Below are 25115 nucleotides of genomic sequence, written 5' to 3' on the forward strand. Positions count from 1 at the left end.
ACGGACGAGAAGCTAAGGCTTCACACCGGTATGAAGGTCAAGGGCGTGACGTCGCGGCCGGGACATCCCTCAGCAGTGTGAACTCAGCCGGACGGCCGGGACGTTGTCGCACCCCGGCACGGACCGCGCGGACAGCACGAGTGCCACGAGCGTCGCCGCCACGGCGAGCGTCCCCGCCACCGCGGCGGGGACGCGTCCGCGTACGCCCCGCCCGCCCCGCCCGCGTCTCCTGCGGCCTCCCGTACGACGCATGTCTCCCCCGTTGTGGACATGACGACCGTGCCTGTCCGGGGGCGAGGTTCACGACCGGGTCGGCCCTCCGGTGGCGCTCTCGTAGGCGAGCCGGGGCGGGACGGTGACATTCCTTACGATGCCGAGCCGCTGCGTCGCACGGGTCAGCGCCACGTACAGGTCGTTGGTGCCGCGCGGCGAACCGTCAAGGACGGCCTCCGGATCGACGACGATCACCGTGTCGAACTCCAGCCCCTTCGCCTGCCGGGGATCGAGCAGTACCACCGGCCGGGTGAGGTCGGGCTCGACTCCCCAGGAGGAGTCGGGGAGTTCCGCCGCGAGAGCGGGCAGCAGCGCGCCGGGGGCGATCACCGCGAGCCGCCCTTCGCCACCGTGTTCCGCCGCGTGCGAGGCGGCGTGTTCGACAGCGCTCGCGGCGGCCGTACGCACGAGATCGTCCGGCTTCACCTCGCGCACCCAGGGCCCCACCCCCGTCGAGCGGACCGAGCTCGGCGGCTCGAAGGACGGGTCCTCCAGCCGTCTGACCCCGGCGGCGACGGCCATGATCTCCGCGGGCGTACGGTAGTTGACGCCGAGCCGTACATGCTCCCAGCTCTCACCGACGTACGGCCGCAGGATCTGCTGCCAGGAGTCGCAGCCGGCCACGTCGCCGGTCTGCGCCGGGTCGCCGACCAGTGTCATGGAGCGGGCCGGGCAGCGCCGCATCAGCAGCCGCCAGGCCATCGCGGACAGTTCCTGCGCCTCGTCCACCACGATGTGGCCGAAGGCCCAGGTGCGGTCGGCGGCCGCGCGCTCGGCGGCGCTGCGCGTGTCGGTCTCCTCCTGGCGCTCGGCGAGACGCTCGGCGTCGATGAGGTCGTGCGCGAGCAGTACCTCCGACTCCTCCTCGTCCTTGTCCTCGAACTCGTAGGTACGGGAGCCGTAACTCAGCTCCAGCACCCCCTGCGCGTACGCGATCCGCTCGCGCCGCTCGGCCTCGGCGGCGGCGCGCGCGGCGGTGTCGTCCTCGCCGAGCAGCTCCGCGGCCTCGTCCAGGAGGGGGACGTCGGCGGGCGTCCAGTCGTCCGGACCGCTGACCCGACGTCTGATCAACTCCCCGTCGCCGTCGGGCAGATGGGTGGGTTCGGCGAGGTAGTCGGCGACGAGGCCCTGCGGGGTGAGGGTGGGCCACAGCTCGTCGATGGCCGCCTGCACCGCCGGACTGATGGCGATCGCCTTGCCCAACTGCGCGATGTCGGTGGCGTCGAGGAGGTTCGGGCCGCCGTACGGGTCGGCCCCGAGGCGCTCGGTGAGCTGCTCGGTGAGCGAGTCGATGACGGAGAAGGCGAAGTGGGGCCGGGCGAGATTGTGCGGGAGGCCGGCGTTGCGGGCGCCGGCGCGCGCGTCCTCCGCCATCGCCCGGTCCAGGTACAGCGTTCCGTCGTCGTGCTCGATCTCGATGTGCGGATCGGGCACCCGCTGCCGGTCGCGCAGCGCGCCGGCCAGCGCGTCCGCCATCCCGGCGCGGCCCTTCACCGCGGCGGCCGCCGGGGTGTCGGTCGCGGTCGCGCGTACGCCGGGGAAGAGTTCACCGGTCGTGGCCAGCAGCACCCCGGTCTCGCCGAGGGAGGGCAGCACCTCGCCGATGTACCCGAGGAAGGCGGGGTTGGGCCCGACGATCAGCACGGCACGCCGGGCCAGTTGCTCGCGGTGCGCGTACAGCAGATACGCGGCGCGGTGCAGCGCGACGGCGGTCTTCCCGGTCCCGGGCCCGCCTTCGACGACGAGGACGCCCCGGTGCGGGGCGCGGATGATGCGGTCCTGCTCGGCCTGGATGGTCCGCACGATGTCGGTCATGCGCCCGGTACGGGCCGAGTCGAGCGCGGCGAGCAGCACGGCGTCGCCGTCCGGGTCCTCGTACCCGGTGCGGGTGGTGTCGCTCAGGTCCATGATCTCGTCGTGGAGCGCGGTGACCCGCCGGCCCACGGTGGTGATGTGCCGGCGGCGGCGCAGACCCATCGTCGAATAACCGGTGGCGAGATAGAAAGGACGGGCCACGGGAGCGCGCCAGTCGATGAGCAGCGGGGTGCGTTCGACGTCGTCCAGCCGCATTCCGATGCGCCCGATGTGATGGGTGACGCCGTCCATGAGATCGATACGGCCGAAACAGAGTCCGGTCTCCACGGCATTCAGTGTGGTGACGGTGGTGGAGTGCTCAAAGACCCGGATGTCCCGCTCCACCATGGCCTGCCGACCGGTGCTGACCTGCCTGATCGACGTGTGCACGGCGGCTTCGGCGTGCGCCCTGAGCGCATCGAGACGCTCATGGAGGAGCGAGACGAATTGCTGTTCGCTCTGCAATTCCTCGGTTGACAATTCAGCCCCTGTCCGATACGCTTTGCCCGGTAAGTTGATTTCGGCTTTCCTTGAAGACGAAGAAGCAGGAAAGTCGAAACACCCAATATACGCAGAGCAATACCCCGGCCGTCAATTCGGTGCCGGGGTATTTTTGTGCGCGGCGTCGGGGGCCGGCGGCGCCCTAGAGGATGTCCTCCAGCTCCTGGAGCAGCCGGCGCTTGGGGCGGGCGCCGACCATCGACTTCACCGGCTCGCCGGCGCGGAACACCAGCAGGGTCGGCATCGCGAGGACGCCGTACCGATTCATCGTCTCCGGGTTCGTGTCCACGTCCAGCTGGACCACCTTGAGCCGCGCGGCCTCCTCCCGGGCCACGGCGCTGAGCACCGGCGCGAGCTGGCGGCACGGCGGGCACCAGTCCGCGGTGAACTCCACCAGCACGGGAAGACCGGCGTTCAGCACCTCGCGTTCGAAGCTCTCGTCCGTCACCACGTCGACGCCCTCGGCCTGGATCATGTGTCTTCTCCCTCGTGAGGCTGGTGGCTGGTGAGTTCACACAGCGGCTCCGGCGGCCCGGCGGCCCGGACGGCCGCCTCGGCCTGCGCGAGTTGTTCGCCGACCTGGGCGCGTATCGAACCGAGCCGCCCGATCAGCTCGTCCAGCTCGGCGAGCTTGCCGCGGTACACATCGAGCGAGGCGGGACAGGAGTCCCCGGCCGGATGCCCGGCCCGCAGACACTCGACGAACGGCCGCGTCTCCTCCAGATCGAACCCGAAGTCCTGCAGGGTCCGGATCTGCTGGATCAGCCGCAGATCGTCCTCGTCGTACGTGCGGTAGCCGTTCCCCGCACGCCGTGCGGGCAGCAGCCCGCGGGACTCGTAGTAACGCAGAGCGCGGGTACTGGTCCCCGCCCGCTCCGCCAGCTCGCCGATGCGCATGTCCCGACGGTAATCCTTGACGCGGACGTCAAGGCAACGGCCACCGACGGCCCGTACCGGAGGCCACGAACCGGTGGGACCGCCCGGCCTCCGTCGTGCTCCCCCAGCCGTCGCGCTGCGCGAGCGGGTCGGGGCCGCGCCTGGGCGGGGGTGAGGTCATTCGCGGAGCCAGAATCCTGACCGTTCCACCCACAGGTCCAGCAGGCGGGCGTCGCCGGTGATCTCGGCAGGCGCCGGCTTCTCGGGGCGCCGGGCGTAGAGGAGAAGGAGGAGGTCCGGGAGGGGGGCGCGGACCGTGACCGTCGTGTTCTCGGGGGGCGGGCCGGCCGTGCGCCGGCAGAGGACCTTGTCCCCCGTGAGGTCGACCAGCCAGCCCGGCGCCGTGCCGGGCCCGCGGAGGTGCAGGGTGCGGCCGGGGCCCAGCAGTGGGGGGACTCCGGGGTGGGGCTCGACGACCTCCGGGACGGTGCCGAAGCCCATCCACTCGTCGATGCCGTCGATCGCCACGTCGTCCCCGACCGTGAACTCCGCCCCGACCGCCCACGTCGCGTCCGCGCGGTGGACCACCGCCTCGAAGAGCATGCGGCGCGCCCAGAACGCCGTCGTCCCGCCCGGCCCCGGCGTCCACACCCGCTCCGCCGGGCCGGCCGCGCGCAGCGCGTCGGTGAGGCCCGCCGCACCCTCGGCGACCCACGCGTCCATCGCGCGGGGGTCGGGGTCGGCGTACCCGGAGACGTCGTTGACCAGGTCTTCGGGTACGGGGGCGGTGGCCCGGGTGCGTACGACCGTCTGGGCCCAGTGGTGGGTACCGCCGACGTGGCGCAGCAGTTGGCCGAGTGTCCAGCCGGGGCAGGTGGGTACGGGGACCGTCAGGTCCGCGCCCGCGACGCGGGACCGCAACAGGGCTGTCTGCGTGGCGAGTTCGGCGCGGTGACGGTCGTAGCTCAGCACGCTCATGGCGGCAGCGTAGTCCGCCGTTGACTTCTCCGGCCGCCACTCGCGGCGCGGCGAGTTGAGTGAGGATGGCCTCGGAGCCGTACCACTCCCCACAGACGGGAGGCCCCGATGAACGAGACCGGAGACGTGGCGCTGCCCGTCGACCTCGTGACCATCTCCCGCACCGTCGAGCAGGCGCTCGCTCCCGGACCGGATCTCCCGGAGAGGTCCTGGGTGGACGCGACGACGGGTCAACTCCTCGGGCAGTTGGGCCTGTTGCTGCTGGAGGATCTCGGCGACACGGACCCCGCGCCCGTCCGGGACCTGCACCGGATCGCGTACCGGCTGCTCGACCGGCACGGGCGGCCGGACGCCGGCACACCACCGCTGCACGCCTACGAGTACATGCGCACGCTCGCCACCGTCACCCACTCCGTCGCCGCGCTCTACGCCCGTCGGCGACGCGACGAGCGCTGACCCGACGCTTCAGGAATTCAACGCGCCGGGGTCATTGACGGGCCCTCGGGGTTCATCTAGACAACAGTGGTGAGAGCGCTCTCAGTCCACGCTCTCAACGCCTCGCAGAATCAGCCGGACATATCTCGGCACCATCCGCACCGGAGGTGTTCCTTGAGAACGAGCCGCACCGGAGACACACCCCGCTCGCCCCGCAGACGCCGCGCACCCCGCACCCCGCTCCTCGCCGCCTTCCTGGCGATGACCGTCGCCGTCGCCGGATTCGTCGGCCTGACGAGTGCCGGCACCGCGCGGGGCGACGTACCGCCCGCTCCCGGCTGGAATCTCCAGTGGAGCGACGACTTCAACGGCGGGAACGGCGCGCCGCCGTCCGCCGCCAACTGGCAGATCGACACCGGACACGGTTATCCCGGTGGTCCGGGCAACTGGGGCACCGGCGAGATCCAGAACTACACCGCCAACGCCCAGAATCTGAGCCTCGACGGCAACGGGAACCTGAAGATCACCCCGCTCAGGGACGGCGCGGGCAACTGGACGTCCGCACGCGTCGAGACGAAGCGCGCCGACTTCAAGGCGCCGGCCGGCGGCACCCTGCGTATCGAGGGCCGGATTCAGATGCCGAACGTGACCGGCGCCGCCGCGGCCGGTTACTGGCCCGCCTTCTGGGCGCTCGGCGCGCCCTACCGGGGCAACTACTGGAACTGGCCCGCCATCGGCGAGTTCGACATCATGGAGAACGTCAACGGGATCAACTCCGTGTGGGCGGTGCTGCACTGCGGCGTCAACCCGGGCGGCCCCTGCAACGAGACCACCGGACTCGGCGCCAACCGCCCCTGCCCCGGCGCGAGTTGCCAGTCCGCCTTCCACACCTACCGCTTCGAGTGGGACCGCTCCAGCTCGCCCAACGCGCTGCGCTGGTACGTGGACGACCAGCTCTACCACACGGTCACCCAGAACCAGCTGGACGCGACGACGTGGGCCAACATGACCGAGCACGCGGGGTACTTCATCCTGCTCAACGTCGCGATCGGCGGCGCGTTCCCCGACGCGCTCGGCGGACCCACGCCGACACCGGCCACCGTGCCGGGGCGGCCGATGCTGGTCGACTACGTCGGCGTCTGGACCCGTGGCGGCTCCGGCCCGACGGATCCGCCGACCGATCCGCCCTCCGGCTCCTCGCAGCTCTACGCCCGCACCGGCGGCGGCCTCGGTGACGCGGCGGGGTCCGGCGCGAACGCCACCCTGACCTCGGCGGGCGGCGCCAACCGGGACGGCACACCGACCAACCCGCAGGTCTTCACCTCCGGCGGGATCACCCGCGCCTACAACGGCGGGGCGACCCAGTTCGATCTCCTCGTCGACGCCGGTACGGCGGTGGGCAACGGCCAGCAGGTGAGGGTGAGTTACGACCGTACCGGCGACGGCGCCTGGGACCGTACGGAGACCTATCTCTACTTCGCGACGGACCCGGTGTCCGGCTTCGAGCACTACACACAGGCCAGGGGCCTGAAGGCGTCGACCGGTTCGCACGGTGACCTGGTCAACGGCAAGGTGCGGATCGAGGTCTGGAACGCCATCGGCAACGGGGCCAGCACGCTGGGCATCGGCAACCAGTCGGTGGTCCGCATCCCGTACGGCTGACCGAGGGCGGCACCAGCCGCTCGTGCCCGACTCGGGCCCCACAGCAGCCGTGTGGGGCCCGCAGTCAGTTCTCCCCGAACGGCCAGCGGCGGCCCACGGCGACATGCAGGATGATCGACAGGCCGATCGCGTTGAGTGCCGTGTGCCCCACCCAGTCCTGGCTGGTGGGCTTCGTCCAGTCGAGGGTGTCGGCGTAGGCCGTCAGCGCCGCGTACAGGGCGGCCCCCAGGATCAGCGACGCGGCCAGCGTCGCGACGCGCTCCCGCGCGGGGCCCAGATGCGGGCTGAACACCCCTTCGAAGAGCATGCCTACGGTCAGCCCCGCGGCGACGAAGCACCCGGCGGCCGCGTTGACGGCGTCCGGGCTGACGTCGCCCGGACCATGGACCAGTACGTACGTCAGCAGGCCCCCGCCGATCACGACGAGGTTCGCCGGGACGATCCGCAGCCAGCTCTTCCGGGACTCCGCGAAGGGCCACCCTTTCCAGACGACGAAGAGCCAGACCTGCCAGGCGCCGATCAGCACCAGTACCGCGCCGAGTTCCTGGCCGGGCACCGGACCGCTCTCGCTGCTGAGGCCCGATCCCGGGGGTGCCCGGAAGTCCACGGCCACGGCGTACAGGGTGATCGCCGCCCCCCAGGACACCACCAGGGCGGCGAGCCCCGCCCAGATACGGGGCAGCCGGCGCAGCGGCCGGCCTTCGCAGACAAGGGTGAGCTGGAGCATCGCCACGAACGCGCCGCCGGCGAGCGGCAGGGCCGCCGGGAACAGCGCCGCGTGGCCCGGCCCGGGAGTCGGGTCGAAGATCCCGTCGAAGTCGAGATGGCCGATGAACGCCTGCCCCGCCATGGCCAGGAGGATGGCGGCCGCTGCGATGAAGACGGTGTCGGTCAGTCCCGACCAGCCGGGACGCAGGCGTGAGCCGGGCCAGTCCTCCCACCAGAACGCCACCATGGCCACCGCGGGAAGGGCGAAGGTGATCAGCGGCCCGAAGAGGGACACCGAGTCCGCCGCCCCGCCCCCGCCGAACGCGAAAAGCGCCGCGACGGGGACGACGCAGAGCAGACCGGCCAGCCCCAGACCCGGCTGCCGCGCGAGGCGTTGCCGCTCGGCCTCGCGGAATCCGGCGCCGTGCAGCCGGGCCGGGGTGCTGATGACCGGTCTGTCGGGCAGCACGTCGCCGCCCGCTCCCCCGGCCCCCGGGGGCGGAGGTTTCGTCATGCGGATGTGCCAGGGGGGTCCATCACCAGCTCCGCGGCCATCGGCAGGGCCTCCAACCGGCGTCCGGTCGCGTGGAAGACGGCGTTCATGAGCGCGCCCGCCATGGCGACCTGGCCGATCTCACCGACGCCCTTGACGCCGAGCGGGCCCGCGACCTCGTCGGTGACATCGACGAATTCGACGGTGACGTCGGGGGCGTCGGCGTTGACGGGAACGAGGTACTCACCCAGGTTGCTCGCACCCCACCGTCCGGACCGCGGATCCATCTGGTTGCCTTCGAGCAGCGCCTGGCTCATCCCCCAGAGCATGCCGCCCATGAGCTGGCTGCGCGCGAGCTTGGGGTTGAGCACCCGCCCCGGGGCGAACACGCCGACCATCCGGCGTACGCGTACGAGACCGATGTCCGGGTCGACGGCCACCTCGGCGAACTGGGCCCCGAAGGTCATCATCCCGTGCGGTGCGTCCATCGGCGGGGGCGTCCAGTCGCCGAGCGCGTCTTTCATGCTCAGCCGGTTGCGCCGCATCATCTCGGCGTACGTCTCGCCGGCGCCCGCCGATCCGTCGCCGAGGCTCATGCGGCCGTCCTCGACCACCACGGCCGAGGCGTCCGCGCCGTGCAGCGGCGAGCCGGTGTCCGCGACCGCCATGGCGACCAGTTGGCGGCGCAGCTCGATCGCCGCGTTGTGCACCGCGGCGCTGACCATGGAGGCGCCCATGGAGCCCACCGACGCGCTGGCGTTGGGCAGGTCGCTGTCGCCCGCCTCGAACGTGACGTCGTTCATGTCCATGCCCAGCCCGTCGGCGGCGACCTGCGCCATCGCCGTGGTGGCGCCGGTGCCGAACTCCTGGGTGCCGCACTGCATGACGGCGCTGCCGTCGGCGTAGACCCTCACCCGCGCCTGCTGGGGAGGCATCATGAACGCCATGGGGTAGGCGGCCACGGCCATGCCGGAACCGATGAGCCAGTCGCCTTCGCGCCGCGAGCGCGGTTCGGGGTCGCGCCGGTCCCAGCCGAAGAGGCGCGCGCCGGTACGCAGACATTCCTCCAGGCCGTCGCTGGACCAGGGGTTGCCGTGCTCGTCCACGGACGCGCGGTTGCGCAGGCGCAGTTCGACGGGGTCGACCCCGGTCGCGTAGGCGAGTCTGTCCATCGCCACTTCCAGGGTGGACACCCCCAGCGACTCGCCCGGCGCGCGCATGAAGGTGGGCGTCATGACGTTGCCGCGGATCATCCGGTGCAGCCCGAGGTAGTTCTCGCAGCGGTAGAGCTGCGAGGTGACGCCGGTCGCGGGCTCGGCCCAGTCGTCGAACGGCGAGGTGACCGACAGTTTCTCGTGGCGTACGGCGGTGAGCAGTCCGTCCTTCGTCGCCCCGATCGACAGCCGCTGCTCCTGCTCCTCCCGGTGTCCGTGGGAGGTGTAGGTCTGGGGCCGGGTCAGGGAGAGCCGCACGGGGCGCCGGACATGGCGGGCCGCCATCGCGGCGAGTGTGACGTGCGGCCAGGTCATCGCCTTGCCGCCGAAGCCGCCGCCGACGAATTCGGTGATGACGCGGATGTGGGCGATCGGGATGCCGAGGAGCTGGGCGACGGTGAGCTGGGTGGCCCGGACCCCCATGGTCGAGTCGTAGAGCGTCAGGCGCTCGCCGTCCCAGACGGCCGTGGTGGCGGAGGGTTCCAGTGTGTTGTGGTGGTTCGCCGCGTAGTGGTGGTCCACGTCGACCCGTACCGGCGCCTGGGCCAGCGCGGTCTCGACATCGCCCCGTTCGTTGCGGGCGGGCATCAGCCCGCCGAAGAGGGTCTCCGCCTCGTACGCCGTGGCGCGTCCCTCCTCGATCGTGGTGATGGAGTCGGCGCGCTCGTAGGTGATGTCCAGCAGCGACGCGGCGTACTGGGCGCGTTCATGGCTGTCGGCGACGACCATGGCCACCGGCTGCCCGGCGTAGTGGACGGTGTCGTCCTGCATGGGGAAGAACGTCTCACCGGGTGCCGGGCCGCCCGCGAGCGAGGGAAGGAGGGGTGGCTGCGAGGCGATCTTCGTCAGGTTGTCGTGGGTGAGAACGGCCAGGACGCCTTCCGCGTCGTGCACCCGCTTCTCGTCGATCGCCAGGATCCGCCCGCTGGGCACGGCCGCGCCGACGACGGCGCAGTGCGCCAGGTTCGGCAGTTCGATCTCGGCGGTGTACCGGGCCGCTCCGGTGACCTTGCGCCGGCCGTCGACCCGGCTGATGGGCTTGCCGATCGCGTTGCTCATCGTGCGTCTCCGTTCACGACCTGGTCCAGCGCGCGTACCATCGCCCGCCGCGCCATGGGGATTTTGAACGCGTTGTCCTTGTGCGCGATCGCGGGTTCCAGCTCGGCGGCGGCCGCCTCCGCGAACGCCTCACGGGTCGCCGGGCCCCCGGTCAGGGCGGCTTCGGCGCGACGGGCCCGCCACGGTTTCGTTCCCACGCCGCCGAGGGCGAGGCGTACGTCGGCGACCCGCCCGTCGCGTACGTCGACGGCCGCCGCGACGGAGACCAGGGCGAACTCGTAGGACTGCCGGTCACGGAACTTCAGATACAGCGAACGCTCGGCCAGCGGTGTCGGCGGTACCTCGATCGCCACGATGAGTTCGCCGCGTTCCAGCGGGTGTTCCACCTCGGGCGAACTGCCCGGGAGCAGGTAGAAGTCGTCGATGGGGATGCTCCGCGCGCCGGACGGTCCGAGGGTGTGGACGACCGCGTCGAGTGCGACGAGCGCGACGCCGACGTCGGAGGGGTGGGCGGCGATGCAGTCGTCGCTGGTGCCCAGCACGGCGTGCCCGCGGTTGAGGCCGTCGACGGCCGAGCAGCCCGTACCGGGTTCGCGTTTGTTGCAGGGGGAGACACCGTCGCGGAAGTACGGACAGCGGGTGCGCTGGCAGAGGTTTCCCCCCATGGAGGCCATGTTGCGCAACTGCTCCGACGCGCCCAGGAGAAGCGCCTGCGAGATCACCGGGAACCGCCGGACGACGTCGGCGGAGCGCGCGACGTCCGTCATCCTCGCGAGGGCCCCGATCCGCAGACCGGCGTCGGGCGTGGATTCGATCTCCTTCAGCGGAAGGGAGTTGATGTCCACGAGCACATCGGGGCGGGTCACCCCGAGCCGGATGAGGTCGATCTCCGTGGTTCCGCCGGCGAGGAACGCGCTGCGGGAATCCCCGCCGACGGTGGCGATGGCCTCGTCGACGGTGCTCGCACGCGTATAGCTGAGAGGTCGCATGTCAGGCCCGCCCACTCGTCGTGGTGTCCGCGTCACGGACATCGCGAATCGCCGCCCGGATATGCGGATAAGCGGCGCAGCGGCAGAGGTTGCCACTCATGTGTTCGGCGATTTCCTCGTCCGTCGCCGCGTTTCCCTCTTTGAGCAGAGCCACCGCCGACATGATCTGTCCGGATGTGCAGTAGCCGCACTGGAAAGCGTCCCGCTCGATGAACGCGCTCTGTACGGGGTGCAGATCGCCGCCCGTGGCGAGCCCTTCGATCGTGCTGATCTCGTGTCCCTCGCAGGCCACCGCCAGCGTCAGACAGGCGAGCACCCGCCGGTCGTCGACCCAGACCGTGCAGGCGCCACAGGTTCCCTGGTCGCACCCCTTCTTGGAACCGGTGAGGCTCAGATGGTCCCGCAGGGCGTCCAGAAGACTGACACGGGGTTCCAGTTCGATCTCGTGAATCTCACCGTTGACTCTCATGGACACCGGGGCACGCGCCGGTCCGATCACAGCTGTCAGCCTTCCCTGTGTGTGGCAGTTGACCTGGAAGAAAGACCCGCAGCCGACCGCCCACCCCCGAATACGGCTGACAAAGAGACTCTTCGGTGCGGGATTCTCCACCACGGAATTCCCCGCCACCCCTTTTGACACCGCAACACGCGCGGAACCCCACGAAAGCCGGTCCGCAAACAGAAAAATGACCGGCCCGTACGGACGTCTCCGTACGGGCCGGTCTTTCGCAGGGCCGGAAGGAGGGGGATCTCCTCCGGCCGGGATCTCGGGTCAGACCTTCGCCGGCGTCCCGTCGGCGTCGCGCGCCTCCGGTACGCCGGAGGAGCCGCCGGTGGAACCGTCGGCCGGTCCGTCGGACTCCTTCGTGAGGCTCGGCCCCTCGCCGTCGCCGCCGTGCGGCGCGTGGTCGTCGACCAGCATCTTCTCGTCGAACGGGAGCCGGCCGGACAGGACCTCGTCCACCCGGGCCCGGTCGATCTCCTTCGTCCACGTACCGACGAGGACCGTGGCGACGGCGTTGCCCGCGAAGTTCGTCAGGGCGCGCGCCTCGCTCATGAAGCGGTCGATGCCGACGATCAGGCCGACGCCGTCGACCAGTTCGGGACGGTGCGACTGAAGGCCGCCCGCCAGGGTCGCGAGGCCGGCGCCGGTGACGCCCGCCGCGCCCTTCGAGGCGATGATCATGAAGACCAGGAGGCCGATCTGCTCACCGATGGAGAGCGGGTCGCCCATCGCCTCGGCGATGAAGAGCGACGCCATCGTGAGGTAGATGGCCGTGCCGTCGAGGTTGAAGGAGTAGCCGGTCGGCACGGTGATACCGACGACGGGCTTGCTGACACCCAGGTGCTCCATCTTCGCGATGAGCCGCGGCAGCGCCGACTCCGACGACGAGGTGGAGAGGATCAGCAGGAACTCACGCGCCAGGTACTTCAGCAGCGAGAGGAGGTTGATGCCCGTGATGACCTTGAGCAGCACGCCGAGGATGACGAAGACGAAGAGCGCGCAGGTGATGTAGAAGCCGATCATGATCACCGCGAGCGATTTCAGCGCGTCCATGCCGGTCTCGCCGACCACCGCCGCGATCGCGCCGAAGGCGCCGACGGGAGCCGCCCACATGATCATGGCGAGGATCCGGAAGACCAGGCGCTGGATGTGCCCGATGCCGCGCAGGATCGGCTCACCGGTGGAGCCCATCGCCTGGAGCGCGAAGCCCGCCAGGAGCGCCACGAGCAGCGTCTGGAGCACTTCGCCCTCGGTGAAGGCGGAGACCAGCGTGGTGGGGATGATGCCGACCAGGAATTCGGCGGTGGTCTCGGCGTCGCCGTCCACCTGTGCCGCGCCGGCGTCGGCCGTCGCGTCCGTGATGTGCAGTCCGGCGCCCGGCTCCAGGATGTTGCCGACGACGAGGCCGATGGCCAGCGCCACGGTCGACATGACCATGAAGTAGCCGAGGGCGAGACCGCCGACGGCGCCGACCTTGGCGGCCTTGCGGACGGATCCGACACCGAGAACGATGGTGCAGAAGATGATCGGGGAAATCATCATCTTGATGAGGTTGACGAAGCCGGTCCCGATGGGCTTCAGCTCGACGGCCACCCCCGGGGCGGCGAAACCGACCGTGATTCCGAGAACCACTGCGACGATCACTGCCAGATACAGATAATGGGTACGGTCCCGAGTAGCGGCCACGGGTCCTCCTTGACTCGTTGTCCCTGCGCGACCCACCCGTCCCGAGGGGGTCCCGGCGACTATCCACCAGGCTGTGACCCCGGTCACCCTTACGTGCATTTCGTTCATACGATTTCGGCCAGGCAGACTTGCGTCATGCAGCTACCCCGTCCCCGCAGCCTCGCGGGCCAGCTCTTCGCGATGCAGGTCGTGCTGGTCGCGGCTGTCGTGGCCGGATGCGCGCTGTTCGCGTACTTCACCGACCGGGCGCAGGCCGAGGAGACAGCGAAGCGCCAGGTGACCGCCACGGCGCGGGCGATGGCGGACTCCCCGTCCGTACGGGAGGCCATCAGGTCCGACGACCCCTCGGCCACGCTCCAGCCCTACGCGGAGCGCGTGCGGGTCGACACGGGCGTGGACTTCGTCACGATCATGAAGCCGGACGGGACGCGCTGGACACATCCGGATCCCCAGCTGATCGGGCTGCCCTTCATCGGCACCACCGGGCCCGCGCTGCTCGGCAAGACCTTCACCGAGACCTATACGGGGACCCTCGGCCCCTCGACCCGGGCCGTGACCCCGGTCAAGGACGACGGGCGGATCACCGGACTGATCAGCGTCGGCATCACCGTCGACCGGATCTCCAGCCAGCTGGAGGAGCAGGTGCAGGTCCTGGCGCTGGCGGCCGGGGGCGCCCTCGCGCTGGGCGGTGTGGGCACCTACGTCATCAACGCGCGGCTGCGCCGGCACACCCACGGGATGAACGCGGCCGAGCTGAGCCGGATGCACGACTACCACGAGGCCGCGCTGCACGCCGTGCGCGAGGGGCTGCTCATGCTGGACGGACGGCGCAGGATCGCGCTGATCAACGACGGCGGGCAGGAGCTCCTCGGTCTGGACGACAGCGCCGTGGGCCGCAACGTCGACGAACTCGGGCTGCCCGCCCCGCTCGTCGGGGCGCTCCTCGCGTCGGAGCCGCGCGTGGACGAGGTCCATATGACGGCCGACCGGATCGTGGTCGTCAGTACCCGTCCGGTGATCGGCGGCGAGCGGCGCGGTACGGTCGCCACGCTCCGCGACCACACCGAAATCCAGGCACTGTCGGGCGAGTTGGACTCCGAGCGCGGTTTCACCCACGCCCTTCGCTCACAGGCGCACGAGGCGGCGAACCGGCTGCACACGGTCGTGTCGCTGATCGAGATGGGGCGGGTGGACGAGGCGGTGGAGTTCGCCACGGCGGAGCTGGAGCTGGCGCAGGTGCTCACCGACCGGGTGGTGGGCGCGGTGGCCGAACCGGTGCTGGCGGCGCTGCTGCTGGGAAAGGCGGCGCAGGCGAACGAACGGGGCGTGGAGCTGGTGCTCGCCGAGGACAGCCGCATAGACGACGGGGTGCTGCCGCCGTCGCTGGCCGCCCGGGACCTGGTCACCATGCTCGGCAATCTGATCGACAACGGGGTGGACGCCGCCCAGGGCACGGACGGCGCGCGGGTCACCGTCACCGCGCTGGTGGACAGCGGTGAGCTGTTGCTGCGGGTACGGGACACGGGGCCGGGCGTCGCGCCCGGTGACATCGAGGAGGTGTTCCGGCGCGGCTGGTCGACCAGGGGCGCCGGACGCGGGCTCGGGCTGGCACTCGTACGGCAGGCGGTGCACCGGGCGCACGGCACGGTGGAGCTTTCGCCGGGGCGGGACGGCGGGGCCGAGTTCACGGTACGGCTGCCGCTGGGCGCGCGCGACGGGGCGGTTCCGCAGCCGCGTAGGGGCCCGGACGCGCACACCGCGAGGGACGCGGGTGCGACGGAGCCGCCGGCCGGTGCCATGGCCGACGGCGGGAAGAAGGGCGGATCATGACCGGGACCACGGACGGCGCCTCCCGCCCCATTCGCGTGCTCGTCGTGGAGGACGACCCCGTCGCCGCCGACGCCCATCAGCTGTACGTGGGCCGGGTGCCCGGCTTCGAGGTGGCGGGGGTGGCCCACTCCCGGGTCGAGGCGGGGCGCGCCCTGGAGCGTACGGACGTGGATCTGATCCTGCTCGACCTGTACCTTCCGGACGGGCACGGACTCCAACTGCTGCGCAGTCTGCGGGCGGTCGGGCACCACGCGGACGTCATCGCCGTCACGTCGGCGCGCGATCTCGCGGTCGTACGCGAAGGGGTTTCGCTGGGCGTCGTGCAGTACGTACTGAAGCCCTTCGCCTTCGCCACCCTCCGCGACCGGCTGAGCCGTTACGCCGAGTTCCGGGCCGCCGCCGGTGAGGCCAGCGGTCAGGACGAGGTGGACCGGGCACTCGGCGCGCTGCGGGCGCCGCAGCCCGCGTCGCTGCCCAAGGGGCTCAGCGGGCCGACGCTGGAGGCGGTGACGCGTGCGCTGCGCGACGCGCGGGAGGGCCTGACCGCCACGGAGGCCGCGGCCACCCTCGGCATCTCACGTATCACCGCGCGCCGCTATCTGGAGCATCTGGTCGTGGCCGGGCAGGCGGACCGCAGCCCCCAGTACGGCCAGATCGGGCGTCCGGAGCTCCAGTACCGCTGGATCGTCTCCGCCCGGTAGCGCGCGCGGTCGAGGCGTCCCGCGCGAGGTCGGACCGTCACCTGCGGGGACCCGTCAACCCGCTGGTCGTGGCCGTACGCTCCGGTGAAGAATGCGGTCATGACTGTTCTCGGCGCCGTGTTCCGCCCCCAACTGCCCCCCGAACGACTCCGCGACATCGCCCGCGCCGCGGACGACGCCGGCCTGGAGGAGCTGTGGCTCTGGGAGGACTGCTTCCTGGAGAGCGGGATCGCCAGCATCTCCGCCGCCCTCGCCTGGACGGAGCGGCTGCGTGTCGGCGTCGGCCTGCTCCCCGTACCCCTGCGCAACGTCGCGCTGACGGCCATGGAGGCCGCCACCCTGCACCGCCTCTTCCCGGGACGGGCCCTGCTCGGGGTCGGCCACGGTGTGCAGGACTGGATGGGGCAGACCGGTACGCGCGTCGAGTCGCCCGTGACCCTGCTGCGCGAGCATCTGGTGGCGCTGCGCGCGCTGCTGGCCGGCGAGCGGGTGACCACGGACGGGCGTTACGTGAAGCTGGACGCCGTCGCACTCGACTGGCCGCCGTCCACCACCCCCGCACCGCCCGCCGTGTACGCCGGCGCCACCGGACCGCGCACGATGCGGCTGACGGGCGAGGCCGCCGACGGCACGATCCTGACCGGCGGCACCTCCCCCGACGCGGTACGCCTCGCCCGCCAACTCATCACGGAGGGGCGGGAGTCGGCCGGGCGCCCCGGCCGTCACCCGGTGGTCGTCTACCTCCACACGGCGACCGGCCCGGACGCCGACGCGCGGCTGCGGGCCGAGCTGGACACCGTGGGCGACGCCTGGGGGCCGGACGGACCGTACGGAGTCGCGGGCCCCGCCGGCGCCGTCGCCGACGCGGTTCGGGAGCTGGCGGAGGCCGGCGCGGACACGGTCGTGCTCCAGCCGACGCCCGACGAACCCGACCCGGAGGGCTTCGTCCGTTTCACCGCCGCCGAGGTCCGCCCGCTGGTGCCGCGTACGGAGTGAGCGGTGCACGGGGATTGACCTTGAGATTGACACGGTCCTACGGTCGCCGGGCAGCCCTTCGTGGCTAAAAGAGGAGGTCGTGCCCGTGCGCCCCACCGCCCCACTGATCCTCGTCACGGTCCTGGCCGCCGGTGCGCTCACGGCGTGCGGCGGCGGGTCCGGCAGCGATCCGGACACCGTCAAGGTGGCCTACAACAGATCCACCGACAACAAGATCCGCTTCAAGGACAACTATCTGGAGTCCGTGAAGAAACAGTTCGAGAAGGCCAATCCCGGCAAGAAGGTCGAACTGATACCGATCCAGGCCCCGGACAACGACTACGCCACCAAGGCGCAGCAGATGATGCGCTCCCCGAAGACCGCGCCGGACCTGGTCTACGAGGACACCTTCCGTATCAACTCGGACATCAAGGCCGGCTATCTGCGCCCGCTGGACGAGTATCTGGACAAGTGGGACGCCTGGGACCAGTTCGTCGACACGGCGAAGTCGGCCGCCAAGGCGGAGGACGGCAAGACGTACGGCGTACCGGACGGCACCGACACCCGCGGCCTCTGGTTCAACAAGAAGATCTTCGCCGAGGCGGGGCTGCCCGCCGACTGGCAGCCCAAGAACTGGGCGGAGGTCCTGGACGCGGCGCGCACCGTCAAGCGCGAGGTCCCGGACGCGATCCCGCTCAACGTCTACACCGGCAAGGGCCCCGGCGAGGCCGCGGTGATGCAGGGCTTCGAGATGCTGCTGTACGGCACGGGCGCGGACCCGCTCTACGACCCGGCGGCGAAGAAGTGGGTCGCCGGCAACAAGGGCTTCGTGGACGCGCTCGACTTCGTACGGACCGTGTACTCGGAGAAGCTCGGGCCCGATGTCTCGGACGCGCTCGATCCCAACATCGGTACGCGCGTGGCGACCGAGTTCTTCCCCGAGGGCAAGCTGGCGATCTCCCTCGACGGGTCCTGGATGGGGCAGAACTGGATCAACAAGGGCCCCAAGGAGTGGCCCGAGTGGTCGACGGAGTTGGCCCAGGCACCGATGCCCACGCAGAACGGGCAGGCGCCCGGCAGCGTGTCGATGTCCGGCGGCTGGGCGTGGTCGATCCCGCAGAAGGCCCAGAACCCGGACCTCGCCTTCGAGTTCATCAAGACGCAGCAGACCAAGGAGAACGCGGTCGAGTGGGACGTCGTCGGCGCGCAGATCGCCGTCCGTAAGGATGTGGCGGCCGATCCGAGGTATCTGAAGTCGATGCCCGGTATCGACTTCTTCACCAAGCTCGTCGAGGTGACCAACTACCGCCCCGCTCTGCCCGTTTACCCGCAGGTGTCGTCCGCCATCGGCGAGGCGATGGAGTCGGTGACGACGGGGGACGCGTCCGCGGCCGAGGCGGCGAAGGCGTACGACGAGCAGTTGAAGACCATCGCCGACGGCGCGGTGGTCGAGAAGTGAGCACGGCACGCACGGCGGTCGAGGCGGCGGTGACGGAGGCGGCGCCGTGAGCACGGTGAGCACCGCGAGCGGTCCGGTGAGCAAGGGCGGGCCCGCGGTGCCGGCCGGTGGCGGCAAGGGCGACGACGGGCGCGGCGTCCGCAAGGCGCGGCCGTTGCGCTGGCTGCCGCTCGCCCCGGCGACGGTGCTGCTGCTCCTGTTCCTCGCCGGGCCGATCGGCTACTGCGTCTGGATCGCCTTCACCAACACGCAGTTGACCGGCTCGTCCACGTCGGACTTCGTCGGCCTGGACAACTTCCGGCGGGCCTTCGCGGACGACAACTTCCGTAACGCGGTCTGGCTGACGCTCGTCTTCACGTTCGTGTCGTCGATCGTCGGCCAGAACACGATCGGGCTGGCGCTGGCCGGTCTGATGCGCACCGCGTCCCGGCCGGTGCGCACCGCCACGGGCGCCGTCGTGATCGCGGCGTGGGTGCTGCCGGAGATCGTCGCGGCGTTCCTGCTGTACGCGTTCTTCCGCCGCGAGGGAACACTGAACGCCATTCTGGACTGGCTCCATCTGCCGTCCCAGAACTGGCTGTTCACGCTGCCGATCCTGGCGGTGTCGTTCGCCAACGTGTGGCGCGGCACGGCGTTCTCCATGCTCATCTACTCCGCCGCGCTGTCCGAGATCCCGAAGGAGATCACGGAGGCGGCGGAGGTCGACGGCGCGAACGGGGTACGGCGGCTGTGGTTCATCACCCTCCCGATGATCCGGCGTTCCATCGGCACCAATCTGATGCTCAACACGCTCTCCACGCTGTCCGTCTTCGGACTGATCTGGGCGATGACACGGGGCGGGCCGGGCAACCGGAGCCAGACCCTGCCGGTGTTCATGTACGACCAGGCCTTCCTGAAGAGCCTGATCGGTTACGGCACGGCCGTGGCGCTGCTGCTGCTTCTCGTGGGCGCGCTGTTCTCGATCGTCTATGTGCGCCTGCTCAAGGTGGAGGTGTGATGAAGCGCGCCACGCGCGTCCGGCTCGCCTCGGACGCCGCCCTGGCCGTGGTGGCCGCGGCCTTCCTGCTTCCGCTGCTGTGGCTGGTGCTGTCCTCGCTCGACGCCGAGGCGGACCTGCGGGTACGGCTGCCGTCGTCGCCGACCACGGAGAACTTCCAAGCGGTCCTCACCGACGAGATCACGTTCACGCCGATGCTCAACAGCCTGCTGCTGTGCGGGAGTGCGACGCTGCTGACGGTGGCGTGCGCGGCGCTGGCGGCGTATCCGCTGTCCCGCTACCGCTCGCGGTTCAGCCGCCCGTATCTGCTGACCATCCTGTTCACGACGTGTCTGCCGATCACCGCGATCATGGTCCCGGTGTACGGGCTGTTCGTGCAGGTCAATCTGGTCGACACGATGTACGGCACGTCGCTGTTCCTCGCCACCTCCCAACTGCCCTTCTCCATCTGGCTGATGAAGAACTTCATGGACGGGGTGCCGACCGTCCTGGAGGAGGCGGCGTGGACGGACGGGGCGTCGATGCTCCAGACGCTGACCCGGATCGTGCTGCCGCTCATGGGGCCGGGCATGACGGTCGTGATGATCTACACGTTCATCCAGCTCTGGGGGAACTTCTTCGTCCCCTTCATGCTGCTTCTCTCCCCCGACCAACTGCCCGCGTCCGTCTCGATCTTCACGTTCTTCGGCAACTACGGCTCGGTGATCTACGGGCAGCTCGCGGCGTTCTCGATTCTCTACTCCACGCCGGTTCTGCTGCTCTACATCCTCATCTCGCGCCGGCTGGGAGGGGGCTTCGCACTCGGCGGCGCGGTGAAGGGCTAGGGCGTGTCTTCGAAGTAGCGCCGTCCGCCCGCAGGGCGGGGCCCGCGGCGGCTGGCTAGGGCGTGTCCGTCAACGATTTCGTGCGGGACTGAACCAGCGGGTGCCGGAAATCCGTCTCCACCAGCGTAGTCCGCCGTAGTCGAGACCGGGAGACGCACCATGGAGCAGCGCCAGACCGCCGACCTGACCGCCGTCACGACGACCGAGTTCGCCTCGGACGCCGTCGAGTTGCTGTCGAAGACGGTGCGGCACGCGGTCGGCCGCGCCCCCGCCGTGGGCACCGAGCACCTTCTCTACGCCCTGCTCGACGACACGGAGGAGCCCGGGGCGGCGCTCGTCCCGCGCGGCCGGGACTCCGGCACCGTACGCGGGCAGATCCGGGGGCGCGAGGAACAGAACTGGGCGCGCGACGACAGCGGCGTGAGCGGGGAGAGCGACGCTTCCGACGACGTCCACGCGTCCGACGACGCCATCGAGGTGGCGGCGGCATGGCGGGAGGCGCTGTGCGAGGCGGCCCGTGCGTCGAAGCCCCTGCGCGAGGAGGGCGCGAAGCCGCCCCGGCCCACCCCGGCCCTGCGGCACGCGCTCCTCGGTGCCCTGCGGCTGGCCCGCGAGGAGGGCGCGCCCGACGCGCACGAGCGGCATCTGGCGCGGGCGCTGCTGGAGACGCCCGAGAGCCGGGCGCTGGAGGCCCTGGCGCTGCGCCGGGTGGATACGACGGCCGCGGCCGGCGCGCTGGACGCGCAGGCCGACGCGGTACGCGCGGGCGGGGCCCCCTGGCCCGCCGAGGCGGCGGGGGTCCGCGGCAGCGTCAAGGCGCTGCGGAACGCCGGGCTGCTGGGTGAGCGCGGCGTGTGGTGGATGCGGGGCATGATGTCGTGGATGGGCCGCAGCTCGGGTGACGGATCCGCGATCGTGATGCTGCTCTCCAGCGAGGCCCAGCGCCAGGCCGTACGGTACGGCCGGAGCGAGACGGAGCCGGTGGATCTGCTGCTCGCCGTCATGGCGCTGGACCGGGGACTCACGGTCGCCGGACTGTCGCTGCCCGGGGAACTGCTGGTCGTCAACTCCGCCGCGGAGACGCTGCGTTCGGCCGGGGTGCGGGAGGTGGACCTGGTCCGCGCGGCGACGGCCGCGGCGGATCCGGCGCCGGAGATCATCGCGCCGTACTCGGTGCGGCGGTCCGTGGAGACGGACAAGGTGATGGCCGCCGCGCGCCTGCTGGCGGCGGAACGGAAGGACGAGACGGTCGGGACGGCGCACGTCCTGTCGTCCCTGCTCGCCGCCCCCGAGTCCCCCGCGGCCCAACTGCTCCGCGCCACGGGCTCGGACCCGGCGGATCTCCACACCCGCCTCACCGCCTCGCTGGACACCCTCCCCCCGGCGGCCTGACACCCGACGCCCTGGCCCGGAGGGCCACTGCCCGCCGGGCCGGACCGACGGCCCGAAGCCGCAGCGCCCGCCGGAGGCCGGCGCACCGCAGGCACGTGTCGCGGCGTCCTCCGTCCGCCCGCAGGGCAGGACCAACGCCGAGAGGTCGCACTGCGGGCAGGACCACCGCGCGCCCCCCGACCGGGGGCGGGAGCGCCGTTCTGCCCGCACGGGCCGGGGGCCGACGCACGTATCGCGGCGAACGCCGCCCGGCGCGGGACCGCACCGACTGCGTAGTCGCACGGCACAAGACCCGCCGCGAACCGGGACGCTTCGCGGCGCCCCCTCCTAGAAGACCGACTCCGCCTCGAACATGCGGTTCTCCGGGACCGTCTTCAGGCGGGTGACCGCCTCCGCCAGGGGGACCATCGCCACCGACGTTCCGCGCAGGGCCGTCATCTTGCCGAAGTCGCCGTTGTGCACCGCCTCCACCGCGTGCCAGCCGAAGCGCGTCGCCAGCACCCGGTCGTACGCCGTCGGCGTGCCCCCGCGCTGCACATGCCCGAGGATGACCGGCCTGGCCTCCTTGCCCATGCGCCGCTCCAGTTCGCCCGCGAGGCGGTTGCCGATGCCCTGGAAGCGTTCGTGGCCGAACTGGTCGATCTCGCCCTTCACGTAGTGCATCGAGCCCTCCGCCGGGTGCGCGCCCTCTGCGACGCAGATGACCGCGAACTTCTTGCCGCGCGCGAAGCGCTCCTCGACCATCTTCACGATGCTGTCGACCTCGAAGGGCCGCTCCGGCAGACAGATGCCGTGCGCCCCGCCCGCCATGCCCGACTCCAGGGCGATCCAGCCGGCGTGCCGGCCCATGACCTCGACGACCATCACGCGCTGGTGCGACTCGGCCGTGGTCTTCAGCCGGTCGATGGCCTCGGTGGCGACCATCACGGCCGTGTCGAAGCCGAAGGTGCGGTCGGTGGAGGAGATGTCGTTGTCGATCGTCTTCGGTACGCCCACCACGGGCATCCCCGCGTCGGCGAGCATCCGGGCCGCCGTGAGGGTCCCCTCGCCGCCGATCGGGATGAGCGCGTCGATGCCGTACTTACGGCCCAACTCGTCCGCGCTCTCGGCGGCTTCCCGCAGCCGCCCCCGCTCCAGCCGGGCCGAGCCGAGGATCGTGCCGCCGCGCGCCAGGATGCCGCTGACGGAGTCGAGGTCGAGAGGACGGTAGTGGCCGTCGAGCAGGCCCTTGAACCCGTCCTCGAAGCCGATGACCTCGTCCCCGTGCCCGGTCACGGCGCGGTGGACGACCGAACGGATCACGGCGTTCAGGCCGGGACAGTCGCCGCCTGCGGTGAGAACTCCGATACGCATCGCGCTGTGTCTCCTGCTCGCTAAGGATGTGGTCTGGTGCGGGCCGTGCCAGGGCCGTACCCAGGTCCTGTCTCGGAGGGCGCCGTACCCACCCCCACAGGTATTGTCAAGAGGGCTGTGCCACCCTAACGGGCCTAACGGCAGAAACAGGAATTTCTTCGCGCCCCACCGCTGCCGGTCCGCACCACCTCCACCATCTTCGTCGAACAGGAGAGCGCGCGTGACACGCAGCGTGTACGTGACCGGGATCGCCCGCGGGGACGGCCGGCAGGTCGTCGAGCTGGGGGTGATGGAGGTCCTGACCCGCCAGGTGGACCGGGTGGGTGTCTTCCGCCCGCTGCTCCACGGAGGCGGCCCCGACCGCCTCTTCGATCTGCTGCGTACCCGCTACCGCCTCTCGCAGGACCCGGCGTCCGGCTACGGCCTCGGTTACGCCGAGGCCTCCGTGATCCAGGCCGACGGCGGTACGGACGAGCTGGTCCAGCGGCTCGTGCGGCGCTTCCACGAGGTCGCCAGGGACTACGAGGTGGTGCTCGTCCTCGGCACCGACTTCGCCGACACCCAGCTGCCCGACGAGCTGGCGCTCAACGCGCGCCTCGCCAACGAGTTCGGCGCCTCGGTCATCCCGGTGGTCGGCGGCAAGGGCCAGGAGGCCGAGTCCGTACAGGCCGAGGCGCGCAACGCCCACCGGGCGTACGCGGTGCTCGGCTGCGACATCCTCGCGATGGTCGTGAACCGGGTCGCCCCCGAGGACCGCGACGCGATCGACGCGCAGCTCGGGCAGCAGCTGCCGGTGCCCTGCTACACGCTCCCCGACGAGGCGGCGCTGGCCGCCCCGACCGTCGCGCAGATCACCCGCGCCCTGGGCGGCACCGTGCTGCTCGGGGACGAGGCGGGGCTGGCGCGCGACGCGCTCGACTTCGTCTTCGGCGGCGCGATGCTGCCGAACATGCTGAACGCGCTGACGCCCGGCTGTCTGCTGGTGACGCCGGGCGACCGCGCGGACCTGGTGGTGGGCGCGCTCGCCGCGCACTCCGCGGGGACCCCGCCCATCGCGGGCGTTCTGCTGACCCTGGACGAGCGGCCGGCCGACTCGGTCCTCACGCTCGCCTCCCGGCTGGCGCCGGGTACACCGGTCGTCTCGGTGGTCGCGGGATCCTTCCCGACGGCGGGTGAACTCTTCGCGCTGGAAGGGAAGTTGAACGCCGACACGCCTCGTAAGGCGGAGACCGCGCTGGGGCTCTTCGAGCGGTACGTGGACACCGGCGATCTGCTCGCGCGGATGTCGGTGGTCCGCAGCGGCCGGGTGACGCCGATGATGTTCGAGCACGACCTGCTGGAGCAGGCCCGTGCCGTACGCCGCCGGGTCGTCCTGCCCGAGGGCACGGAGGAGCGGGTGCTGCGCGCGGCCGATGTGCTGATGCGCCGCGACGTGTGCGACCTGACGCTCCTCGGGGACGTCGACACCATCAACAAGAAGGCCGCCGATCTCGGTATCGACCTGGCGGGCACCCAGCTCATCGACCCGGCGAAGGACGAGCTGCGACAGCGGTTCGCCACGCGGTACTCCGAGCTGCGCGCCCACCGGGGCGTGTCGGTGGAGCTGGCGTACGACGTGGTGGCCGACGTCAACTACTTCGGCACCCTGATGGTCGACGCGGGCCTGGCCGACGGCATGGTCTCGGGCTCGGTCCACTCGACGGCGGCCACGATCCGCCCGGCGTTCGAGATCATCAAAACGAAGTCCGAGTCGTCCAGCGTCTCCTCCGTCTTCTTCATGTGCCTGGCCGACAAGGTGCTGGTGTACGGCGACTGCGCGGTCATCCCGGACCCGGACGCCCGGCAGCTCGCGGACATCGCGGTGCAGGCCGCCGCGACCGCGTCCCGCTTCGGGGTCGAGCCGCGGATCGCGATGCTGTCGTACTCGACGGGGACCTCCGGCTCCGGCGCCGACGTCGACAAGGTGCGCGAGGCGACGAAGCTGGTGCGCGCGGCGCGGCCCGAGCTGAAGATCGAGGGGCCGATCCAGTACGACGCCGCCGTGGAGCCCAGCGTCGCCGCGACGAAGCTGCCGGAGTCGGAGGTGGCGGGACGCGCGACGGTGCTGATCTTCCCGGACCTGAACACCGGCAACAACACGTACAAGGCCGTGCAGCGTTCGGCGGGCGCGGTGGCGGTGGGCCCGGTGATGCAGGGGCTGCGCAAGCCGGTGAACGACCTGTCCCGCGGCGCTCTCGTCCAGGACATTGTGAACACGGTGGCCATCACGGCCGTCCAGGCGCAGGGCGACGACGCGTGAGCGCGCGCCCGCGCCGTTCCCGCACCTCGCCCCCTCTCCGAAAGGCATCCCG

At 71.1% G+C, this 25115-nt stretch carries 21 protein-coding genes; 10 read left to right on the top strand and 11 right to left on the bottom strand.

Features of this window, described 5'->3' with window-relative positions:
* Positions 1-69: 69 nt before the first annotated feature.
* The 5 genes from IEY79_RS01480 to IEY79_RS01500 form a co-directional block, all read right to left on the bottom strand.
* The gene (locus IEY79_RS01480) at positions 70-252 is read right to left on the bottom strand and encodes a hypothetical protein (RefSeq protein ID WP_189105374.1); all 183 of its coding nucleotides are present in this window, start codon (positions 250-252) and stop codon (positions 70-72) included.
* 48 nt (positions 253-300) lie between these two features.
* Positions 301-2607, bottom strand: coding sequence for a HelD family protein (locus IEY79_RS01485; protein ID WP_373292435.1), 2307 nt, complete (start codon positions 2605-2607; stop codon positions 301-303).
* 163 nt (positions 2608-2770) lie between these two features.
* The gene (gene trxA, locus IEY79_RS01490; protein ID WP_189105375.1) at positions 2771-3103 is read right to left on the bottom strand and encodes a thioredoxin; all 333 of its coding nucleotides are present in this window, start codon (positions 3101-3103) and stop codon (positions 2771-2773) included.
* On the bottom strand, positions 3100-3525 hold the full coding sequence (locus IEY79_RS01495; protein WP_189105376.1) for a MerR family transcriptional regulator: 426 nt from the start codon (positions 3523-3525) through the stop codon (positions 3100-3102). The genes trxA and IEY79_RS01495 overlap by 4 nt, the downstream gene beginning before the upstream one ends.
* A gap of 156 nt (positions 3526-3681) precedes the next feature.
* Positions 3682-4482 (bottom strand): maleylpyruvate isomerase N-terminal domain-containing protein, encoded by an 801-nt coding sequence (locus tag IEY79_RS01500; RefSeq protein ID WP_189105377.1) that lies wholly within the window; start codon positions 4480-4482, stop codon positions 3682-3684.
* A 108-nt stretch (positions 4483-4590) separates the two neighbouring features.
* Between IEY79_RS01500 and IEY79_RS01505 the strand changes: the two genes are divergently transcribed.
* Positions 4591-4938, top strand: coding sequence for a DUF6415 family natural product biosynthesis protein (locus IEY79_RS01505; protein WP_189105378.1), 348 nt, complete (start codon positions 4591-4593; stop codon positions 4936-4938).
* A gap of 240 nt (positions 4939-5178) precedes the next feature.
* Entirely contained in the window at positions 5179-6579 is a 1401-nt protein-coding gene (locus IEY79_RS01510) for a glycoside hydrolase family 16 protein (RefSeq protein WP_189105618.1), read from the top strand.
* Positions 6580-6643: 64 nt separating this feature from the next.
* Here the strand turns inward: IEY79_RS01510 and IEY79_RS01515 are convergent, their stop codons facing one another.
* The 5 genes from IEY79_RS01515 to IEY79_RS01535 all read right to left on the bottom strand — a co-directional run bounded on the left by IEY79_RS01515 (position 6644) and on the right by IEY79_RS01535 (position 13233).
* A complete protein-coding gene (locus IEY79_RS01515; RefSeq protein WP_189105379.1) occupies positions 6644-7756 on the bottom strand; it encodes a hypothetical protein in 1113 nt (370 codons plus the stop codon).
* A gap of 41 nt (positions 7757-7797) precedes the next feature.
* The gene (locus tag IEY79_RS01520; RefSeq protein WP_189105380.1) at positions 7798-10053 is read right to left on the bottom strand and encodes a xanthine dehydrogenase family protein molybdopterin-binding subunit; all 2256 of its coding nucleotides are present in this window, start codon (positions 10051-10053) and stop codon (positions 7798-7800) included.
* The gene (locus tag IEY79_RS01525) at positions 10050-11042 is read right to left on the bottom strand and encodes an FAD binding domain-containing protein (RefSeq protein ID WP_189105381.1); all 993 of its coding nucleotides are present in this window, start codon (positions 11040-11042) and stop codon (positions 10050-10052) included. Before IEY79_RS01525 ends, IEY79_RS01520 begins: the two co-directional genes overlap by 4 nt.
* A gap of 1 nt (position 11043) precedes the next feature.
* The gene (locus tag IEY79_RS01530; RefSeq protein ID WP_189105382.1) at positions 11044-11511 is read right to left on the bottom strand and encodes a (2Fe-2S)-binding protein; all 468 of its coding nucleotides are present in this window, start codon (positions 11509-11511) and stop codon (positions 11044-11046) included.
* A 303-nt stretch (positions 11512-11814) separates the two neighbouring features.
* A complete protein-coding gene (locus IEY79_RS01535; protein WP_229700557.1) occupies positions 11815-13233 on the bottom strand; it encodes a cation:dicarboxylate symporter family transporter in 1419 nt (472 codons plus the stop codon).
* Positions 13234-13368: 135 nt separating this feature from the next.
* Between IEY79_RS01535 and IEY79_RS01540 the strand changes: the two genes are divergently transcribed.
* The 7 genes from IEY79_RS01540 (at position 13369) to IEY79_RS01570 (ending at position 21411) form a co-directional block, all read left to right on the top strand.
* The gene (locus tag IEY79_RS01540; protein WP_189105383.1) at positions 13369-15063 is read left to right on the top strand and encodes a sensor histidine kinase; all 1695 of its coding nucleotides are present in this window, start codon (positions 13369-13371) and stop codon (positions 15061-15063) included.
* Positions 15060-15764 carry a response regulator gene (locus tag IEY79_RS01545; protein ID WP_189105384.1) on the top strand — a complete coding sequence of 235 codons (705 nt, stop codon included), beginning with the start codon at positions 15060-15062 and terminating at the stop codon, positions 15762-15764. Before IEY79_RS01540 ends, IEY79_RS01545 begins: the two co-directional genes overlap by 4 nt.
* A 99-nt stretch (positions 15765-15863) precedes the next feature.
* Positions 15864-16760 carry an LLM class flavin-dependent oxidoreductase gene (locus IEY79_RS01550; RefSeq protein WP_189105385.1) on the top strand — a complete coding sequence of 299 codons (897 nt, stop codon included), beginning with the start codon at positions 15864-15866 and terminating at the stop codon, positions 16758-16760.
* Between the two features lie 85 nt (positions 16761-16845).
* Positions 16846-18198 (top strand): extracellular solute-binding protein, encoded by a 1353-nt coding sequence (locus IEY79_RS01555; protein ID WP_189105386.1) that lies wholly within the window; start codon positions 16846-16848, stop codon positions 18196-18198.
* A gap of 97 nt (positions 18199-18295) precedes the next feature.
* A complete protein-coding gene (locus tag IEY79_RS01560) occupies positions 18296-19195 on the top strand; it encodes a carbohydrate ABC transporter permease (RefSeq protein WP_229700580.1) in 900 nt (299 codons plus the stop codon).
* Positions 19195-20019, top strand: a complete 825-nt coding sequence (locus IEY79_RS01565) for a carbohydrate ABC transporter permease (protein ID WP_189105387.1) — start codon at positions 19195-19197, stop codon at positions 20017-20019. Before IEY79_RS01560 ends, IEY79_RS01565 begins: the two co-directional genes overlap by 1 nt.
* A gap of 159 nt (positions 20020-20178) precedes the next feature.
* Entirely contained in the window at positions 20179-21411 is a 1233-nt protein-coding gene (locus IEY79_RS01570) for a Clp protease N-terminal domain-containing protein (RefSeq protein ID WP_189105388.1), read from the top strand.
* A gap of 327 nt (positions 21412-21738) precedes the next feature.
* On the opposite strand, the gene IEY79_RS01575 is transcribed toward IEY79_RS01570, so the two are convergent.
* Positions 21739-22764, bottom strand: a complete 1026-nt coding sequence (locus IEY79_RS01575; RefSeq protein ID WP_189105389.1) for an ATP-dependent 6-phosphofructokinase — start codon at positions 22762-22764, stop codon at positions 21739-21741.
* Positions 22765-22984: 220 nt separating this feature from the next.
* Between IEY79_RS01575 and pta the strand changes: the two genes are divergently transcribed.
* Positions 22985-25063, top strand: a complete 2079-nt coding sequence (pta, locus tag IEY79_RS01580) for a phosphate acetyltransferase (protein WP_189105390.1) — start codon at positions 22985-22987, stop codon at positions 25061-25063.
* Positions 25064-25115 lie beyond the last annotated feature (52 nt).

The sequence above is a fragment of the Streptomyces camponoticapitis genome (assembly GCF_014646115.1).
Taxonomy (GTDB): domain Bacteria; phylum Actinomycetota; class Actinomycetes; order Streptomycetales; family Streptomycetaceae; genus Streptomyces; species Streptomyces camponoticapitis.

Excerpts from the sequence above, each read along its gene's own strand:
- IEY79_RS01505 (WP_189105378.1), top strand. The coding sequence starts at position 4,591 with ATGAACGAGACCGGAGACGTGGCGCTGCCCGTCGACCTCGTGACCATC.
- IEY79_RS01545 (WP_189105384.1), top strand. The coding sequence starts at position 15,060 with ATGACCGGGACCACGGACGGCGCCTCCCGCCCCATTCGCGTGCTCGTC.
- IEY79_RS01525 (WP_189105381.1), bottom strand. The coding sequence starts at position 11,042 with ATGCGACCTCTCAGCTATACGCGTGCGAGCACCGTCGACGAGGCCATC.
- trxA (WP_189105375.1), bottom strand. The coding sequence starts at position 3,103 with ATGATCCAGGCCGAGGGCGTCGACGTGGTGACGGACGAGAGCTTCGAA.
- IEY79_RS01570 (WP_189105388.1), top strand. The coding sequence starts at position 20,179 with ATGGAGCAGCGCCAGACCGCCGACCTGACCGCCGTCACGACGACCGAG.
- IEY79_RS01520 (WP_189105380.1), bottom strand. The coding sequence starts at position 10,053 with ATGAGCAACGCGATCGGCAAGCCCATCAGCCGGGTCGACGGCCGGCGC.
- IEY79_RS01550 (WP_189105385.1), top strand. The coding sequence starts at position 15,864 with ATGACTGTTCTCGGCGCCGTGTTCCGCCCCCAACTGCCCCCCGAACGA.
- IEY79_RS01495 (WP_189105376.1), bottom strand. The coding sequence starts at position 3,525 with ATGCGCATCGGCGAGCTGGCGGAGCGGGCGGGGACCAGTACCCGCGCT.
- IEY79_RS01565 (WP_189105387.1), top strand. The coding sequence starts at position 19,195 with ATGAAGCGCGCCACGCGCGTCCGGCTCGCCTCGGACGCCGCCCTGGCC.
- IEY79_RS01480 (WP_189105374.1), bottom strand. The coding sequence starts at position 252 with ATGCGTCGTACGGGAGGCCGCAGGAGACGCGGGCGGGGCGGGCGGGGC.
- IEY79_RS01575 (WP_189105389.1), bottom strand. The coding sequence starts at position 22,764 with ATGCGTATCGGAGTTCTCACCGCAGGCGGCGACTGTCCCGGCCTGAAC.
- IEY79_RS01530 (WP_189105382.1), bottom strand. The coding sequence starts at position 11,511 with ATGAGAGTCAACGGTGAGATTCACGAGATCGAACTGGAACCCCGTGTC.
- IEY79_RS01510 (WP_189105618.1), top strand. The coding sequence starts at position 5,179 with ATGACCGTCGCCGTCGCCGGATTCGTCGGCCTGACGAGTGCCGGCACC.
- IEY79_RS01540 (WP_189105383.1), top strand. The coding sequence starts at position 13,369 with ATGCAGCTACCCCGTCCCCGCAGCCTCGCGGGCCAGCTCTTCGCGATG.
- IEY79_RS01500 (WP_189105377.1), bottom strand. The coding sequence starts at position 4,482 with ATGAGCGTGCTGAGCTACGACCGTCACCGCGCCGAACTCGCCACGCAG.